Source organism: Sulfitobacter sp. W002, assembly GCF_025142135.1.
Classification (GTDB): Bacteria; Pseudomonadota; Alphaproteobacteria; order Rhodobacterales; family Rhodobacteraceae; genus Sulfitobacter; species Sulfitobacter profundi.
Genome location: NZ_CP081126.1, coordinates 1,664,146 through 1,681,580, shown reverse-complemented (window position 1 = coordinate 1,681,580; position 17,435 = coordinate 1,664,146). Strand labels below are relative to the sequence as shown.

Below are 17,435 nucleotides of genomic sequence, written 5' to 3'. Positions count from 1 at the left end.
TACATAGGTGCTGATGCAGTGTTTTCCAACGGAAAAGTGAGAACTAAACAGGAACGCGCCGACTGCGACGTCGGGCCGCACCAAGGAGGAGATGTGCCACCAGCCCCATAACAAAGGCCCCACCCGCCAATAACGGCAAGGCCGCGCCGCCGAAGCTTGCCAACCCGAACGCCATAACAGGTGTGCCAAGGCTGTTTCCAAGGTTCCCCATTTGCGCCACCGCACCGTTTGCCTGCGCCTGCGCGGCGGGTCCGTTGTTAAGTTGCGCGACCGCGGTAAAGCTTGCGCCTTGAATCAGCCCCATGGCGCCAGCCAGTGCCAAACAGGCCAAGGGCGCGCCGGGCGCGAGCCAGAGCCAAAGCATAGAAAGGGCGGAAAGGGCAAAGCCAGTTTGCACAACAGAGACCGCCGGTAGACGGCGGAGCAATGCGACGCCGATGGTCATCGAGACCGCGATGCTAGTGAGCGGCATGGCGGCCATGGTGGGCGCGCGCCATGCTTCCGGAAGGTAGGGCGGCAAGACAGTGAGGATGGAAACGAAACTGAATGTATAGAACAGCCACCCCGCCGCCGGGGCGGAAAGGAAGGGAGATCGGTAGATCGCGACATGATCACGCAGTATCTGTGGCAAAGAGAATGGCGGCTGAGGGCCCTCTTCCGGCAGGCTGCGCAAGCTGCCGGAAAGCACCAGCGCACAGCCCGCCATATAGAGCGCGTGGACGGCGAAAAGCCCAGGCACGCCCCATGTCAGCGCAAGCGGGCGGCCTATGAGGGTCAGGATCGCGAAAGCCACGCCAAAGAAGGTGCCCCAGAGGGTCAGGGTAAACCCACGGTCCTTCACGGTACTGAGTTGCGCAATCAACGTCGGCGCGGCAACGACGATGGCCAAATGCGACAGCCCTTCGACCACGCGGCTGGCCAGCATCCAACCGAAACCCGGCAGTAGCGCCTGAAAGGCCGATACGGCCGCGCCCAGCCACAGGGCAAATAGCAGCGCACGACGATAGCGGATACGGGCGACCACCAGCCCCGCCGCAACGCCAAGGAGGATACCGACACCGCCCACCATTGAAACCAAGAAGCCCAGCGACGCTCCGGCCTGCGGATAGATCTTTGGCAGCAGGTCGAAGATGACGCTCATCTTACCATATTGGGCCGCCGCCCCCAGGCCCGCGGCCCAAAGCGCGAAAACGCGCGGAAAGGAGGTTTCGTCAGCCATCGGCTCTCATTTCTTCTGGGCCAGCGCCCAAGCGCACAGCAGCATTTTCGGATCGTTAGCCAGGTCATCCGTGTTTTTATCGAAACTCGGCGGCCAGTCGGGTTCAAGATTGCGGGCGGTGGCGGCACGGTTGCTCCATTGTCGCGCGATGCCCCGGCTCCCGTCGAAGAGGGCTTCGATCAGCAAGTTCTTTAGCCCCCGCGCGGACCAGCGCGAATTGTCATTGGGGGCCGCATGAAAGGGGATGAAAAACGGCACAGCGATCCAGAAGTACCCGCCCGGTCTGAGCATCTGTTGCACATGGGCCAGCGCCGTATAGGGCCGGTCAAGATGCTCCCAGACCTGATTGGCGAGGATCAGATCAAACTGCCGCACGGTTTTGGGATCGATAAATGGACCTGCGCAGATGTCGTAAGTCGGGTTGCCAAACTGGGTATAGCTTTTAAACGCGAAGCGCTTGCCGAACCTGCCAAAGATTTCGGCGGTATCCAGCGTCGCGGGGTTCAAACGGCCAATCAGCCGACGGCTGCTGCGGTGCATGACGACACGGTTAAGGCTGACCACGACATGGCTCCCGACGGCTTGGCCAAATTGCGGCGGGGCGGGGCGCGGTAAATGCACCCTGCCCCGCCCGCTTTACATGTGAATCACGCGGTCAAAGGCGTCGAGCACGGATTCGTGCATCATTTCGCTGAGTGTTGGATGCGGGAAGACGGTGTTCATCAGGTCTTCTTCGGTGGTCTCCAACTGGCGGCCCACGACGTAGCCTTGGATCAGCTCGGTCACTTCAGCTCCGACCATATGTGCGCCCAGAAGTTCGCCAGTTTTGGCATCAAAGATGGTTTTCACCAGCCCTTCCGGCTCCCCCAAGGCCACGGCCTTGCCATTGCCGATAAAGGGGAAGCGACCAACCTTGATGTCATAGCCTTGCTCTTTGGCCTTCGCCTCGGTCAGGCCGACAGAGGCGACCTGCGGGTGGCAATAGGTGCAACCGGCGATGCTTTCGGGTTTGACTGGATGTGGTTTCTGGCCCGCGATAAGTTCGGCAACCATCACCCCTTCATGGCTCGCTTTATGCGCAAGCCACGGCGCACCGGCGATGTCGCCGATGGCATAGAGCCCGTCGACACCTGTGCGGCAATATTCATCCGTCACCACATGGGTCCGGTCAACTTTGACGCCAAGTTCTTCCAGCCCCAGCCCTTCAGTATTGCCGACGATGCCAACCGCAGAGATCACGGTATCGAACTCAAGTTTTTCGATTTTGCCGTCACGTTCGATATGGGCGATAACCTTGTCGTCCGCACGGTCGAGCTTCTTGACCGTGGCCTTTTGCATGATGGTCATGCCCTGTTTCTCGAACGCCTTCTTGGCGAATTTAGAGATTTCTTCATCTTCTACTGGCAAAACACGGTCCATCACCTCGACCACGGTCGTGTCAGCGCCGAGTGTGTTATAGAAGCTAGCAAATTCGATCCCGATGGCGCCGGAGCCGATGACCAGCAGCTTCTTGGGGTCATGGACGGGCTGCAAGGCGTGGCGGTAGGTCCAGACGCGCTTGCCATCCGCCTCGAGCCCCGGCAGTTCACGGGCGCGGGCACCGGTTGCCAAAACGATGTTCTTGGCCGTCAACTCTTCGCTGCTCTTGTCGGTTTTGACAGAGACCTTGCCCTTTGCCGGGATCGAGGCTTCACCCATGAAGACGTCGACTTTGTTCTTCTTCAGCAGGTGTTTGACCCCGCCTTCCATCTGCTTGGCGACGCCACGCGAGCGTTTGACCACCGCCTCGAGATCATAGTCGATCTTATCCGCTGCCAGACCAAAGTCCTTGGCGCGGTGCATCAGGTGAAACACTTCGGCAGAGCGCAGCAGCGCCTTGGTGGGGATACAGCCCCAGTTGAGGCAGATGCCGCCCAAATTTTCCCGCTCAACAACCGCGACCTTCAGGCCAAGCTGTGCGCCACGGATGGCGGCGACATAGCCGCCCGGCCCCGCACCGATCACGATCAGATCAAAGGATTTGGCAGCCATGGCAAGGACCTCGCGTTAGGGTTTGCAAATATAGTTTACCGCTAAACCATATTTGCAATCGCCACAACCACGCGTATTTACCCTGCCTTGCCGAAGCTCAGGCCGCCTGCAGATTTTCACGCAGCTGTTTGACGGTCCGACCATATCCGCCCTCGTCGATATAAGAGGTCTCCTGCGCGGTGAAACTGCGCGACAGCGCCGCGTTGCGGTAGGGAAAGCGGCCAAACTGACGGATCACTTCGCGGTGCGCGCGGGCGTGCAGCAGGTTGCTGCCATTGCTTTCCGGCATCCGTTCGCACATCAAACGCACGCAGCGGTCCTGATCGCAGAGGTTCTCTGAATGCATCAGCGGCAGGTAGAAAAACTGCCGCTCGGGCGCTTCCACGCGCATGTCCCAGCCCTTCTCGATCCCCAGCTTCGCGGCCGCGAGCGCGATACGATCACTGGCAAATGCCTTGCCGGTATCGCGGAACATATTGCGCGGGAATTGATCGGTCATGATCAAAAAGGCCAGCGCATCGGTGGGATTGGTCAGCCAATGGTTCAGCTTGCCCGCCTCGGCCTCACTCCAGAGCCCCTCGAAACGGCTGCGGATCTCGGCGTCCAGCGCATCGGAACTATTGTACCACCCCGCCGGACCCACGTCCTTGAGCCAGAAATTCAGTACATCTTGGGGTTCTGCATTTGTGGCAGCCATCCCGCACACTCCTTTGCCGTCATCTGGGCGTTTCGTTAAAGTTAATAACGTCTTACCCCAAAAGCCTAGTCACGTTTTGTGTCATCCGCGACATCGTTATCGCTATCAGGGGCGTTTTTGTCAGCTTCGGCGTTTTCTTGGGCAGCTTCTTCGGCGGCTTCCTGTTCCGATTCAATGGCATACTCCTGCGCGATTTCCACGGCCACCGCGGTGGCAGAGGGGTAAATCGGCACGTAGTTGCCTGTTTCGTCCACCGGAACCGCCGCACGCTGCGTCTTACGGTAGGAAGCATAGCCGGCCAGTGCGGCAAAGAGCACGGCGGTAAAGAGGTAAAAGCCGCCCGGTCCCAGAGCCGTGCCCATCATCCAACCGGTAATCACCGGGCCAAGGACGGCACCTAAGCCGTTGATAAACAACATCCCGCCCGAGGCCGCGGCCATATCCTCTTGTTCGAGGAAATCGTTGGTATGGGCCATGATCAGCGAGTAAAGCGGGTTCGACATGCCGCCCACAACAAAGGCAGTGGCGAGCAGGATCGGAAAGATATGCCCCAGCATCATGCCGACCATGGAGCCCGCGCCACCGATCAGCGCGGTGATGACGATCAGGCTGCGTCGGTCCATCCGGTCAGAAATCCAGCCGATGGGATATTGCAGGATCACCGAACCGACAAAGAAGGCCGCCACGAAAAGTGAGATCTGCGCGACGCTCAGCCCTGCCTCGGCACCGTAAACCGCCGCCATCCCGAACTGCGCCGAGAAAACACCGCCCAAAAGGAACATGCCGACACAGCCGAGCGGAGAGGTCTCCATCAGGGTGCTCAGGCTCATCGGTTTGGTGGTGCCGAAGGGCGGTGTGGGGCTGATCGACAGCAGGATCGGCGTGACCGCGATGCTCACCAAAACCGAAGGAATGACAAAGAGCACAAAGCCCGACGGGTCAGCCGTCAGCAGCAGCGCTTGGGCGATGACGATGCCGAGTGTTTGAACGATCATATAGGCCGAAAGCGCCTGCCCCCGGTTCTCGTTGGTGGCGGCATTGTTGAGCCAGCTTTCAGCGGTCACGTAAACAGCCGAGAAACAAAAGCCGATCAGCACCCGGCCCAGCGACCAGACGATGGTATTTGGGAATGTCGGGTAGAGGATCATCACCGCCGAGATCAGCGAGGCCAGCGCCGCAAAGACCCGCACGTGGCCCACACGCCGGATCATCCCCGGCGCCATCCGCGACCCGCCCAAGAAACCGACGAAGTAAGCCGACATGACGATCGACATTTGCAGGGTCGAAAACCCTTCGATGCCGCCGCGAATACCCAGCAAAGTGCCCTGCATGCCGTTGCCGACCATCAACAGGCACATGCCCAGCAATAGCGCCCATGCGCTTGAAACCACTTGAATCATCGGTCAATTCCTTGTTCGCCCAAGCCCTCCCATGGACGGCAATCGCAGGCTAGTCACCCCCTAGAACGACATTCAAGCGGGTTTTTGCGCCTCTGGTAGCAGAAGAGAGGAATCGCCGAATGAAAAGAAACGGTATTTTTCGGCGATGGCATGGGCGTAGATGTCTTTTACCTGCTGCACGCCCATCAGGGCCGAGACCAGCATCATCAGCGTGGATTTGGGCAGGTGGAAATTCGTCATCAGCCCATCGGTCACGTTGAAGTCGAACCCCGGCGTGATGAAAATATCGGTATCCCCTTCCCACGCCGCGATCTGCCCGCCGCGCGCCGCTGTTTCGATCAGGCGCAGCGCAGTGGTGCCCACGGGGATCACGCGCCCTCCGGCGGCACGGGTCGCGGTGATCTCTTTGGCGGCCTCGGCGCTCACCCGGCCCCATTCGGCGTGCATTTTGTGCTCGGAAATGTCATCGACCTTGACCGGCAGGAAGGTGCCCGCCCCGACATGCAGGGTGACATGGCTAAAGGTGACCCCCTTGGCCGCCAGCGCCGCGAGCAGCGCCTCGTCGAAATGCAGCGAGGCCGTGGGCGCCGCGACCGCGCCTGCGTGGCGGGCGAAAACGGTTTGGTAATCCGTCATATCCTGCGCGTCAGCCGCGCGTTTGGCAGCGATATAGGGCGGCAGCGGCATGGCCCCGGCCGCGTTCAGCGCGGCGTCGAAATCATCACCTGTGCAGTTGAACTGCAGATGCCCTTGCCCGTCTTCCACCGCCTCCAGCGTGGCGCGCAGATCGTCGGAAAAGACGACTTCTTCGCCGATTTTCAACTTGCGGAGGGGTTTGATCAACGCCGACCACGTGCCATCGCCGCGCGGCTCTAAAAGCGTGACTTCGATCTTGGCCTGCACCGCCCCTTGGGCCGAGGCACGGTGGCGCAGCCCGGAAAGCCGTGCCGGGATCACGCGGGTGTCGTTCAGCACCAAACGGTCGCCGGGGCGCAGCCAGTCTGTCAGGTCGGTCACGCGGCGGTCATGCAACTGATCCCCCGCGGCCACCAACAACCGGGCAGAGCTGCGCGGATTGGCGGGGCGCGTGGCAATCAATTCCTCGGGCAGGTCAAAATCGAAATCAGATAGCTTCATCGGTCGGCGTTCCTATTGGTCTGGCAGCATAGGTCGCCCGGCGCTTAGCGGTCCTCTGGCACCCGGGCAACCGGATTCGCTTGGCCCTGCACCGCGGGGGGTGTCGGGGGCGGGCGGCGGAACAACTCGCGGAACATGCCGGGCGTGAGCGCCGAGAGCGGATTGACCGAGACGCTGGGCTCTTTCGCGGCGCCGGTCAGACGGTAGTTGAACCCGATCAGCCCCTCACCTTTGCGGGTGAACAGCGACCCGATCCCGTTAAACATATAGACCGGAGAGATCACGCCCTGCATGTCGATTAACCCACTGTCGAGCGCATAGACCCCATCCATCGACAGCCCCAAGGACGCGCCCACGGCGCTGGCCTCGGTCAAGGTCAGGCGGTTCGGGGTCAGGCGAAACTTCGCCTCCACATCGTCAAAGTAAATGCCATCGCCGTTGAGTTCGTTAATCAGCCCCACGACCGAAATGGCATTGACCAGCGCCGCGATCCCGGGCGCGTCTTGAATGGCGACATTGCTGACCTCAAGCTGCCCGTCAAAGGCCCCGCCCGACCCGACAGGCAGCAGCGTGAGCGACAGATTGCCCCCGACGACCTGTTTCACCAGCCCGGCCGAGCGCAGTATCCCGCCCGCATCGTCCGAGACCACGCGCACCGCGCTGCGCCCGCCTTGGGGCAGGACCCGCCCTTGTACAGGCGTGCCGCCGTTGAGCCGCGCGGTGAAAGATCCGTCCATCCCCTTAGCCGTGTCAAAGGTGCCTGCAAGGTTCGTGAGGTAAATCGTATCGGTGATCTGCAACCGGTCCAGCGCCACGCGCATCGGCGGTCCGGCTTGCCCCCCGGCCCCGCCAAACTCCGCCCGGCGCATGTCCAGCGTGCCGCCGCCCAGCACCACCTGCACCGGATTGCCCTTGCCACGCCCGATCAGTTGCACGGGGATATCAAGCCAGTCGCCGCGCCGCAGCCGGTCGATCCGCACGCGGTCCAACGCGCCGCCGGGTTCAAGGTCGATGGAGCCTGCCACCCGCAGCCCCGGCGCGTTCAGTTGAAAGGCGTCGATGTTCGGCGTCTCGCCCAACCGTCCCGCCAGCCGCAGCTCGCCCTTGACCTCCGGTGCTTTGGACCACGATAGCTGCGGCACGGAAACGCCCAAGCCCGCCAGATCGCTTCGCAGCGAAAACCGCGGTGCCGCGCCTTTCTTGAGGTCCACCGCAATCTGTCCGCTGCTCTCCCCGCGAAGGCTGCCGGGGGGCAGTGCGACGCCAAAAGCTTCGAGCCCCGCAGGGGTCAGCGCCACTTGGGCAGTCAGCCTGCTTTCGTCAGAGCCGGGACCGATTGCCTGCGACCATTCCCCGTCGAAACCCACGCCATCGATACGTCCTTCGCCGCCGATGGTGATGCGGTCATTGCTGGCGGTGATGGCCAGCTTGCTGGCCTGAAGGCTGCGGTCCTTGACCAGCGTATCGGTCGAAAGCGACAGCAAATCCCCCGCGAAGTGATAGCGCACATCTTCGGGCTTGCCGCCCTTTTTCAACGGCAGCGCCAGCGTGCCCTTCAGCACTGCCTCCCCATCCGCAAGCGTCACCGGCAGCCCGGCCTTGTCCATCACACGCATCGGCGGCTGGTTCAGCAGCGACAGCGCGGCGGTCAGGGTTGACCGGGTATTGAGCCGGATCACCGAAGGGCTGCCGTCTTTCACGCGCACATCCGGGATGATGAAAGACGACCCATCCAGCGTCACCGCCCCGCCCTGCGGCGCGATCACCTTGCCTGCGTCCACCGTGACGACAAGACGGTTATCAAGCAGGCTCATATGGCCGCTGCCATCGGTGATATGCGGCAGGGTTTTCAAAAACCGCACCTCGGCCCCGGCGTAGTCGAAGGCCACATAGGTCTGCGGCACCTGCCCCGGTGCCATGCGCAGCGCCAGATCAAGGTTGCGCATCCGGCCTGAATGAAGGTTCTCGTCGAGCCATTTGCGGGTCTTGGGTTTCACCCCCTCGGGCCAGAGCGCCAGCAGACGCTCCGGGCTCAGCCTGTCCATGCGCCCGTCGAGCGACAGGTTCCAGCCCTCAGGCTCGGCCACAAGCGCCCCATCAAGACGCAGGCTACGGCCCTGATCGCTGATCTCCAAACGGCCCAGTTTCAGGCGAAACGGGTTGAGGCTGAGTTCAAAGTCGATATCCGCCTGATCCAAGGCCACCGTCTCTGGGTAGACTTCCGCCGGATTGGCGCGCAGATCGCGTAAGGAAAACTGCCCCACCATCCGCCCCGGAATGCCCCCCGTGACATCGCCCAGTTGCGAAGTGCCGGTAATGTTGCCTGACACCCAAGGGCTGTCGAGGGACATCTCGTCAAAGCGCAAAAGCTGGCGCGCGGGGTCATAGCTGAAGTAGCTCTGTGCCCCATCAAAAGGGATCGGCTTGGTCTGTGAGTTGGGCTGCAACACGCCTTTGCCGATTTGCAGCGATGCGTTGATCGGCGCAAAGCGGCCCGCGCTGTCGATCCCGCTGCGCACCGCGCCCGAGATATTGGCGCGCAGCACCTCTAGCCATGAAAACGCAGGCCCCTGTGCGGCGATGTCGCGCGCATCGATCCCGTCGAATGTAACACCGAAGGTCGCGGCGTTCTGGCCGATGCGGCTGCTGTAATTCGCGGTGAGCGTGGCCACATCGGCCCCACCGCTCAGCACCGCAAGATCGGCCGACAGGTCAAGCTGATCGCCGCTGCGCGACAGGCGCAGCCGCCCGCCATCGCCGGTCCAGGCCCGGCCCGCGCGGGCATCCTCGAACCGCAGCGTGAGAGCGCGCAGCTCAACCGAGCGTAGGGCTGAGAGTGCGGGGGCGGCCAGCACCTCGTCGATCTGACCGATGAGTTGCGGCAGGGTCGCGGCCTCACGCTCAGGCGGGGCGATCCCGGCCCCGGCAGAGAGGCTCACCCGGCCATCCGCCCCCCGGCGCAGGTTTGCCACGACGCCTGAAAGGGAAATCGCCCGCGGCTGTGCCACACCGCGCAGCAGTGACCGCATCGACAGGCTTGCCTTGAACTCATTGAAACTGACGATCTCGTCGCCTTCGGGGGTGGTGACAAAGATATCTTGCAGCCGCACGCGCGGCCGCCAGCCTTCGTCGACGACGAATTCCATCGCGCCGAAATCCACCCGCGCCTGCGGCAGCGCAGTCGCGATCCGCGCCTCGATCCGCTCTTGCACCCAAAGCGGCGCGGGGATCGGACGCCCGGTGAAATAGACCGCCGCCCCCGTCGCCAGCGCCGCCAATAGCACCAACACCACAACCAATGCGATCCCCGCGCGGCGGCGCGGCCTGCGGCGGGACGACCCTTCGCCGTCTGGCGCAGGGGGGCTGGAAGGGGATTGGTCGCGCATCGGGCTCCGGTTCGGATAGGGCGGCTTTCGGGGGCGGCTTTGACGTTGTCAAATCAGATGCAGTATGACAGCCCTGAACGACCCTTCACAAGCCAAAGGAACCGCCCCATGTCGCAGATCGGACCCCAGCCCGGCCAACCGGCCCCGGATTTCACCCTTCCCGTGACTGGCGGTGGCGAGATTACGCTGTCTGCGCAGCAAGGCGGCCCCGTGGTGCTGTTCTTTTACCCGCGCGATGACACGCCCGGCTGCACCAAAGAATCGATCGGCTTTTCCGAGCGGCTGTCGGAGTTTGCCGAGGCTGGTGTGCAAGTCTTTGGCATTTCGCGCGACAGCATGGACAAACACGATAAGTTCGCCGCCAAACACGCGCTGACCGTGCCGCTGTTGTCCGACACCGATGGCGCGGTGACGGAAGCCTATGAGGTCTGGGTCGAGAAGAACATGTACGGCAAGAAATCCATGGGCATCGAGCGCGCGACCTATCTGATCGACGCCGCAGGCCAGATTGCGCAGGTCTGGCGCAAGGTGAAAGTGCCCGGTCATGTCGATGCGGTGCTGGACGCGGTGCGCGGCGCATGATGCCGCTGGCGGAAATGGCCGAGGCGGTGCTGCGCACGGCGGATGGGCGCGAAAAGACCGCACTATCGCGGAAATTCGCAGCGGAATGGCTATCGGCCCGGGCCGAGGGCGCGCGCCCCGAGGTGGGCCGTGCCGATCCGCCGCTGCACCCTGCCCGACCTGCCCAGCCCGAATTGCTAAGCCCCCGCGAGGTGCCCCGCCGCCGCCCCGGCACGCCCGAGGGCCGCGCGGCGCTATTGCATGCCGTGGCGCATATCGAGTTGAACGCCGTGGACCTGCATTGGGACGTGATCGCACGGTTTTCGCATGTGCCGCTGCCCTTGGGGTTCTTTGACGACTGGGTCAAAGCCGCGGATGACGAATCCAAACATTTCAACCTAATGTGCGACTGTCTTGAGGAAATGGGCAGTCATTACGGCGCCATGCCCGCCCATGCTGGCATGTGGCGCGCAGCCGAAGACACGGTGGATGATCTGATGGGCCGCCTTGCCGTGGTGCCCATGGTGCTGGAGGCCCGTGGCCTTGATGTGACCCCCGGCATGATCAAGATTTTCCGCAATGCGAAGGCCGACAGCGCCGTGGCAGCCCTTGAGACTATTTACACCGAAGAAGTCGCCCATGTGGCCTATGGCAGCAAGTGATTTCTTATACGAACTACATTTATGTATGTATGTGTCAAAAACCATTATATACAATGATTTGACTCAGTTTTAATACTGCGCACCGTATACGGGCGTTCTATATACAGACATTCCTTGCGGCACAAGGCAGCTGCCTGATCACCTCCTTGGACAAAGGCGGTCAGGAGCTGTTAGCAGCTGCTGACGCGGCCCTTGTGGCAAGCAAAAAGGTCCGACCTTTGCCGACCGATATGAAAGCGACCGACCCTCGTAGAACTGAAGTTATCGTCTTAATGAAGAGCGCGGGTGACGCTTAAACTGCCGCCTCCCGCCGGATGAGGGCCGCATACACTCGGTTTTATGACAACCCGGTTTCCCATCTTCGCCAAGTGGTGCACCCACTCCCATCACCACTCTTCGACAACAGGACTCGTTGTGTCGGTGGAAAATCATTTTTTGGTTGGACTGGGCTTTAGTTCTGACCTCATGGTGTGCAGTAATTTCCAAGGAAGATTGACTGCATTAGATTGGACTGAGTTTTAAGATGATTTTGAAGAAATTTCGCGTTACCAATTTCCGATCCACAACCGATAGCGGCTGGATCGAGGCCTCTGACGTTACAGCACTGATCGGCGAAAATGAGGCAGGAAAAACGAACCTTCTCCTCCCACTATGGAAGTTCAATCCAACTGGAGATGGGGAAATCAACCTGCTCGATGACATGCCGCGGAGCCGCTACGCTGAGATGCGGGAGGAGCCGGGAAGTAACGACTTCATCGCTTGTATGTTCAAACTTGACGAAGAAGAACGAGACATAGCTGCGCAGCACGGCGCTGACCCGGAAAAGTGCAACACAGTTGAGGTCGTTCGTGATTTCGATGGGCGATATAGCTGGTCCTTTCCCGAAGCGGAAGACTTCAATCTCCATGATGCGTTTGCTTCCCAGCCATCGGAGGATGCAACCGAAGACGGCGACGAAGGAGCTGATTCGAAACCCGAAGATAGAGATCCTACCCTAAGTTCGGCGTTCGAAGAGCGACTGCCGAAGTTTGTCTACTACTCGAACTACGGAAATCTTGATGCGCAGATTTACCTGCCCCATGTGGTCGACAACCTTGCTCGGAACGACCTCGGGGCGAAGGAAGCGGCGAAGGCGCGCACGTTAAAGGTATTATTCGACCTTGTGAACCTCAGCCCGAAAGAGGTCTTGGAACTGGCCCGGGCTACAGGCGTGACGGAGCGGGTCAATCAGCAAGGGCAGCTCATAAGCACCGATCCCAAGACCGACGAGCAGATCGCAGCTGATGACGAGCAGTTGCGGACGCGGGCTGCTCTTCTGCAATCTGCATCGACCAAACTAACAAGATCCTTCCACGACTGGTGGAAGCAAGGTGACTATCGGTTCCGACTTCAAGCTGATGGCAACTACTTCCGCATCTGGGTCGCTGATGATCGCCGTCCTGAGGAGATTGAGCTTGAACATCGAAGCACTGGCCTCCAGTGGTTCCTTTCTTTCTTCCTCGTGTTCACTTACGAGAGCGAAGACAACCACGAGCATGCGATCGTGCTCCTTGATGAGCCAGGCCATTCGCTACACCCGCTCGCGCAACGGGACCTATCCCGGTTTTTTGACAATTTGGCCCAGACCAACCAGATCCTTTTCACGACCCATTCACCGTTCATGATTGACGCGGACCGCCTCGACAGGGTTCGCAAAGTCTATGTGGATAACGAGGGCGGGACCGTCGCCTCAGCCGATCTCGGACAAGCTCGCAGAAGCGGTGGAAAGCGCGAGGCAGGGGCGACTTATGCAGTCCACTCGGCTCTAAACCTCTCTGTTTCTGAAAGCCTCCTCCTCGGCTGCAAGCCAGTTATCGTGGAGGGACCATCGGACCAGCACTATCTCTCCGCAATTAAGAACGTCTTGATCGGGAAGGGTCGAATTCAACCATCGGCGGAACTGGTATTCCCTCCATCAGGGGGAGCGAAGACTGCCAAAATTATTGCATCCATCCTCGTCGGTCGTGACGATGTGCTCCCTTTCGTGCTGCTCGACGGTGACAACGCTGGTCGGCAAGCCGCCCAGTCTCTACGCGCCAGCCTCTATACAGGCTCGGAAGATCGGGTGATCCTAACGGACGAGGTCTTCGAAACCATGACCGACACGGAAATCGAAGATCTTCTTCCATCGGCGCTCCTTGTGAAAGTTCTCGACCGGCAAGAACGCCGGGCGGACCGGGATTTCGATGATACGCATGATCCCACGCTGCCAATCGTGCCGCAGATTAAGAATTGGGCAAAAACCGAAGGCTTCGAGCTTTCGCAGGATTGGAAAGTCCGTCTATCATTGGAGGTGAAGGACAAGCTCCTGGCCAACATTGATCGTCATATTGATGAAGAAATGCTTGATCGATGGGCTTCTCTATTCAGGAAGTTCCTCTGACCTTCTGATCCCCTTTTCGAACATGGCGGTGTGGCACGTATTCACTAAGCCCCCCAGGTAAATGCGGCGCCCACCTGTGGCACAGGGATCGTATGCCGAGAAGGCTCTCGATTATGCCGGAACCAGGGGTCCGGTTCAGGCGAAAGCTGACGATCCCCTCTACTGTTAAGGCTTGGAACATCGCCCACGATCCTTCCTGTCCTTCAGAAGGTGATACGGTGTGTTTGCTAAAAAACAGCGAAGGCGTTCGGGATCACGTGGGCGACCCCGGCCGGCTACCCGACCGACATAGAGTGTGTAGACGATACCTACGCCTCCTAAGGCTATTGCGGTGATCGATACGATGTTATCAAAGTTATTCATAGCGAATGACCGCATTCTGCCGCACCTTTAATGGCGTTCGCAGACGCGGCGAAAATCCAGCACGCGAAGCGTATGGCAGGAAGGTCCGCTGAGCAGCCCGCTATGCATCATGCCGCGAAAGCCCGGTCTCCACCCTTCCTGCGTGGGGAAGCGGCTACACGAACGGCCCTAACCGGACATTCAGACCCGGCTTCGATGCTGCACTGCGACTTCCCGAGACCGGCCATTCAAACATCGTGCAGCACTCTCGTTTGGTGAAAGTCAGCTGTGCGGGACTCTGCCGACCTTCACTGCACGTGCGTCAAAGGCCCTATTAGCGAACCGCCCAAATAACGGTAGTTTGTGGGATGCCAACTTGGGGTTGCAGGAGGTCCGTTTTGACGCTTAGTGTATTCTCCACTACAGAGCACTCAAAAGAGAAGTTTTTATGAACCAATTTCTTGTCAGCACCAACATAGACGGCGGAAGTAGCCACCATATTAAGAAAATTTTGAAGGGCAAGGACGTCAGGATTGCTTCAGCTTTTCTTGGGAAAGGAGCGGATGAGATGGTCGAAGGTGGAACCCGGCTTATTTGTGATATAGGCATGGGAGGCACCAACCCGACAGCGTTGACGGCGCTTTCAGAAAAGCTTGGCAAAGATAATGTGAAATATCTTTCTGGTTTTCACGCGAAGGTTTACCTTTCAGACAAAGGCTGCCTCGTTGGTTCAGCAAATCTCTCAAGCAATGGCGTCGGTTTTCTATCTCACGCGAAACTGATCGAAGCTGCAATCTTTGTAGCCCCGGATGACGTGGCTGTGAAATCAGCCAGCGCGTGGTTTGAGGATTGCTGGAAAGAAGCTCAAGTTGTTGGCCCTGAGGAGATCAAGTGGGCCGAAACAACTTGGAATTTAAGTAAACGAGGCACGCCGCACGGTCATCGACGATACGAAACATTTCTCGAGGCGCTGGAAGACTCGAAGTCCGGCGTAGCCGGTAGATGGAAGTTCTTACTTACGAAAGAACCGATATCGAAGCCTGAAAAGGATGCAATAAAAATAGGTGAAGAAGAGGTCATTCAGAAAGTGAACTGGGTTCCGCAGGGCGGATTGGACGCCTTCACTGGGCTATCAGAGCGGAAAAAGCTTGATGGATATTACATTAGTCTTCATCGTGGTGGTCGAGGAAAACTCTATCTCAAAGCTCTAAAATTCATCGGCAACCTCAATCTTGCGATCGACGATGAAACTAAAGTGAAAGCGTCATACTTTTCGGTCTTGCCTTGGTCGGAGACGGAGATGCCACCACTATCAAACGATGATTTAGATAAAGACGGTGAGCTAAGTGCGGCTATTTCTAAATTGAAAAACAAAAAATTTGGACATGCACTTGATGCCAAGACTTTTGCGAAAATCTTGAGAAATTGACTTTATACAATTGGGTTGAAATAAGCATGCTCCATGATCTGTCAACTCCGTTCAAAGCCTCATTTGTTGTTGAGGTTTTTTCTGGCACTTTCCGTAAATAGCCGACATTCGTCCACATCGCAGCATCGTTCATTCTGGGCTCGAAGCCGACTTTCGCCGCAGATCGATTGTAAAGTTGGCCGTCGGCGAAACGCCGAAGACGTGGCGGGACCGGTGGATTGGAGGAACCGCTATGCCTACCGCCAACCTACCAGCAATCCGTGCCTGCCGTCCCGCTTGGAACAAGGGGCGCATCGTCGGCCAGAAACGACCGCTGCAACCGAAGCATGTCTGGGCGATCCGGGTCCGATTGGAGATCGCCCATCGGACCCGAGAACTGGCGCTCTTCAATCTCGCCATCGATAGCAAGTTGCGTGGCTGCGACCTGGTGCGGCTCAAGGTCGCCGACGTCTACGCCGCGGGGCAGGTCAGGCACCGCGCTGCGATTGTCCAGAGCAAGACAAGCAGGCCCGTGAGCTTCGAGATTACCGAAGGGACTCGGAAAGCAATCGAAGCCTGGCTCGAATCCCCGCTCATGATTGGGTCGGAACATCTCTGGCCGGGACGGTTCCACGAACGGCTGCACATTTCGACACGGCAGTATGCTCGCCTCGTCCGGGACTGGGTGGACTCCATCGGTCTCGAGCCGAGCGCCTACGGCACCCATTCCATGCGTCGCACCAAGGTTGCGGAGATTTATCGGAAGACCGGCAATCTTAGAGCAGTGCAGCTATTGCTTGGCCATACGAAGATGGACAGCACCGTGCGCTACCTCGGCGTCGAACTGGAGGATGCGCTCGCGATCGCAGAGTCGGTAGAGATCTAAGCGCCAAGGGCCGGTCTGTCGCGGCCGGCCCAGACCTGCCATTGGCTTGATGGTCGAACGCTGCGATGCAGCTTCACGATATCGGCCATTCATCCCTCGCGGATCATTTTCGAAGGTAAAGGTCGGCGGAGCGGACAAAGGAAGCATTCGCTCGAGTTATCTCCGTCTCATCATGCAGTTTCTCGAGGAGCTGGACCGCGCGTGAGAGGTCACGTCCGTTATCCGCGCTTTATCTCGCGATCGTTTTCAAGATGACCTCTGCGGCCTCCTTCGGGCGATCCCATTGCGGGAAGTGGCCACACCGCTCGAACCAATGCAACCGCGCGGTGGGGAAGGCCGCTTGTGCGCGCTCCGCCTGACGTGGCAGCAGGAGACGGTCCTGACGGCCCCAGCCAATCGTCACCCGGCCCGGAGGTGTGGCGGTCCCCTCCTGCAACGGACCACGCGCCAGTTCGCGCAGCATCGCGTCGAACACATCTGTCTCGGCTATGGTCGTTAGCTCGTTCTGGACCAGCATGGGATCAAGGGCGCCGGGCTTCGCCGACAGTTGCGCGAGCAGAACAGCCCGCGCGGCACGGCTATGCGAGAGCGCCGGAATGCGCCGCCGCAGGAGGCGCACCAGCCGGACCGAGGCGGCAAGCGTGGAGCGGAACCACGCCGTCTCCCAGCCGCGCCAGAAACCGCCCGGATCATAAGCGACCGTGTGGCCGCCGATGCCGCGCCGTGCCAGTTCCAGCACCAGCCGCGCGCCAACAGAACTGCCGACGGTATCGACGTCGGCGAGCCCGTTCCGGTCGATAAAGTGTTCGAGCGCATCCGCGTAGGCGGCGATCGTTTGGCGCCCCGGAAGCGCCGGAGACCCCCCGTGCCCAGGCAGATCAACCAATATGACTTCGCGTTCGCGAGCAAGCATCGGCAGGATGCCGTCCCAGGACCGGACGCTTCCACCCAACCCGTGAACCAGGAGCAAGGGTGGTCCGGCACCGTGACGTTCGCAATTTAGTTCCATGCTCAAGGAACGCTCGGCAGCGAAACTGGTTCCGCCGGTTGTGCTGGTAACCGACGGGTCGTCGTGCCGACGGCGGCACGCAGCGGACGCGCATATTCCGGTCCTCCTGCGCATCGCCGCCGCCGACGCCCCCGCGCAGCGATATCAATTCCTGACCCCTGTGCGGTCGTCTCGCCGCAGTCAAGAACGGCCCATTGCCGACCATCGAGCCTGACGCAGCAGATGACCGGTCCCAGCCCAAAGCAGCCATTTTTGGCATTAATGCTGTCCTGTGC

Annotated in this window: 12 protein-coding genes and 1 pseudogene; 5 read left to right on the top strand and 8 right to left on the bottom strand. The window is 59.9% G+C overall.

What is annotated here, in order from left to right:
• Window positions 1-43 precede the first annotated feature (43 nt).
• The 7 genes from K3758_RS08310 to K3758_RS08280 all read right to left on the bottom strand — a co-directional run bounded on the left by K3758_RS08310 (window position 44) and on the right by K3758_RS08280 (window position 9,870).
• The gene (locus tag K3758_RS08310; protein ID WP_259949920.1) at window positions 44-1,219 is read right to left on the bottom strand and encodes an MFS transporter; all 1,176 of its coding nucleotides are present in this window, start codon (window positions 1,217-1,219) and stop codon (window positions 44-46) included.
• 6 nt (window positions 1,220-1,225) lie between these two features.
• Entirely contained in the window at window positions 1,226-1,783 is a 558-nt protein-coding gene (locus K3758_RS08305) for a class I SAM-dependent methyltransferase (protein ID WP_259949919.1), read from the bottom strand.
• A 72-nt stretch (window positions 1,784-1,855) separates the two neighbouring features.
• Window positions 1,856-3,250: a dihydrolipoyl dehydrogenase gene (lpdA, locus tag K3758_RS08300; RefSeq protein ID WP_259949917.1), complete on the bottom strand. Its 1,395-nt coding sequence runs from the start codon at window positions 3,248-3,250 to the stop codon at window positions 1,856-1,858.
• A gap of 97 nt (window positions 3,251-3,347) precedes the next feature.
• Complete coding sequence (locus K3758_RS08295; protein ID WP_259949914.1) at window positions 3,348-3,947, bottom strand: DUF924 family protein; 600 nt, start codon at window positions 3,945-3,947, stop codon at window positions 3,348-3,350.
• A gap of 65 nt (window positions 3,948-4,012) precedes the next feature.
• Window positions 4,013-5,347 carry an MFS transporter gene (locus K3758_RS08290; protein ID WP_259949912.1) on the bottom strand — a complete coding sequence of 445 codons (1,335 nt, stop codon included), beginning with the start codon at window positions 5,345-5,347 and terminating at the stop codon, window positions 4,013-4,015.
• Between the two features lie 72 nt (window positions 5,348-5,419).
• The gene (queA, locus tag K3758_RS08285; RefSeq protein ID WP_259949911.1) at window positions 5,420-6,484 is read right to left on the bottom strand and encodes a tRNA preQ1(34) S-adenosylmethionine ribosyltransferase-isomerase QueA; all 1,065 of its coding nucleotides are present in this window, start codon (window positions 6,482-6,484) and stop codon (window positions 5,420-5,422) included.
• Between the two features lie 44 nt (window positions 6,485-6,528).
• Window positions 6,529-9,870 (bottom strand): DUF3971 domain-containing protein, encoded by a 3,342-nt coding sequence (locus K3758_RS08280; protein WP_259949910.1) that lies wholly within the window; start codon window positions 9,868-9,870, stop codon window positions 6,529-6,531.
• 108 nt (window positions 9,871-9,978) lie between these two features.
• On the opposite strand from K3758_RS08280, the gene K3758_RS08275 reads away from it, so the two are divergent.
• From K3758_RS08275 to K3758_RS08255, 5 genes and pseudogenes are all read left to right on the top strand, one after another.
• Window positions 9,979-10,452, top strand: coding sequence for a peroxiredoxin (locus K3758_RS08275; protein ID WP_067623558.1), 474 nt, complete (start codon window positions 9,979-9,981; stop codon window positions 10,450-10,452).
• Window positions 10,449-11,090 (top strand): annotated as a pseudogene (locus tag K3758_RS08270) (ferritin-like domain-containing protein); the annotation flags it as partial. The gene K3758_RS08275 and the pseudogene K3758_RS08270, both read left to right, overlap by 4 nt.
• Before the next feature lie 526 nt (window positions 11,091-11,616).
• Entirely contained in the window at window positions 11,617-13,515 is a 1,899-nt protein-coding gene (locus K3758_RS08265) for an ATP-binding protein (RefSeq protein ID WP_259949908.1), read from the top strand.
• 790 nt (window positions 13,516-14,305) lie between these two features.
• A complete protein-coding gene (locus K3758_RS08260) occupies window positions 14,306-15,286 on the top strand; it encodes a phospholipase D family protein (protein WP_259949907.1) in 981 nt (326 codons plus the stop codon).
• A 232-nt stretch (window positions 15,287-15,518) separates the two neighbouring features.
• Window positions 15,519-16,151 carry a tyrosine-type recombinase/integrase gene (locus K3758_RS08255; RefSeq protein ID WP_259949906.1) on the top strand — a complete coding sequence of 211 codons (633 nt, stop codon included), beginning with the start codon at window positions 15,519-15,521 and terminating at the stop codon, window positions 16,149-16,151.
• A gap of 229 nt (window positions 16,152-16,380) precedes the next feature.
• Here the strand turns inward: K3758_RS08255 and K3758_RS08250 are convergent, their stop codons facing one another.
• Window positions 16,381-17,160 carry an alpha/beta fold hydrolase gene (locus tag K3758_RS08250; protein ID WP_259950031.1) on the bottom strand — a complete coding sequence of 260 codons (780 nt, stop codon included), beginning with the start codon at window positions 17,158-17,160 and terminating at the stop codon, window positions 16,381-16,383.
• Window positions 17,161-17,435 lie beyond the last annotated feature (275 nt).

Bases quoted from the DNA above. Each gene is read 5' to 3' on its own strand.
- K3758_RS08310 (WP_259949920.1), bottom strand. From the start codon at position 1,219: ATGGCTGACGAAACCTCCTTTCCGCGCGTTTTCGCGCTTTGGGCCGCG.
- lpdA (WP_259949917.1), bottom strand. From the start codon at position 3,250: ATGGCTGCCAAATCCTTTGATCTGATCGTGATCGGTGCGGGGCCGGGC.
- K3758_RS08295 (WP_259949914.1), bottom strand. From the start codon at position 3,947: ATGGCTGCCACAAATGCAGAACCCCAAGATGTACTGAATTTCTGGCTC.
- K3758_RS08290 (WP_259949912.1), bottom strand. From the start codon at position 5,347: ATGATTCAAGTGGTTTCAAGCGCATGGGCGCTATTGCTGGGCATGTGC.
- queA (WP_259949911.1), bottom strand. From the start codon at position 6,484: ATGAAGCTATCTGATTTCGATTTTGACCTGCCCGAGGAATTGATTGCC.
- K3758_RS08280 (WP_259949910.1), bottom strand. From the start codon at position 9,870: ATGCGCGACCAATCCCCTTCCAGCCCCCCTGCGCCAGACGGCGAAGGG.
- K3758_RS08275 (WP_067623558.1), top strand. From the start codon at position 9,979: ATGTCGCAGATCGGACCCCAGCCCGGCCAACCGGCCCCGGATTTCACC.
- K3758_RS08265 (WP_259949908.1), top strand. From the start codon at position 11,617: ATGATTTTGAAGAAATTTCGCGTTACCAATTTCCGATCCACAACCGAT.
- K3758_RS08260 (WP_259949907.1), top strand. From the start codon at position 14,306: ATGAACCAATTTCTTGTCAGCACCAACATAGACGGCGGAAGTAGCCAC.
- K3758_RS08255 (WP_259949906.1), top strand. From the start codon at position 15,519: ATGCCTACCGCCAACCTACCAGCAATCCGTGCCTGCCGTCCCGCTTGG.
- K3758_RS08250 (WP_259950031.1), bottom strand. From the start codon at position 17,160: ATGGAACTAAATTGCGAACGTCACGGTGCCGGACCACCCTTGCTCCTG.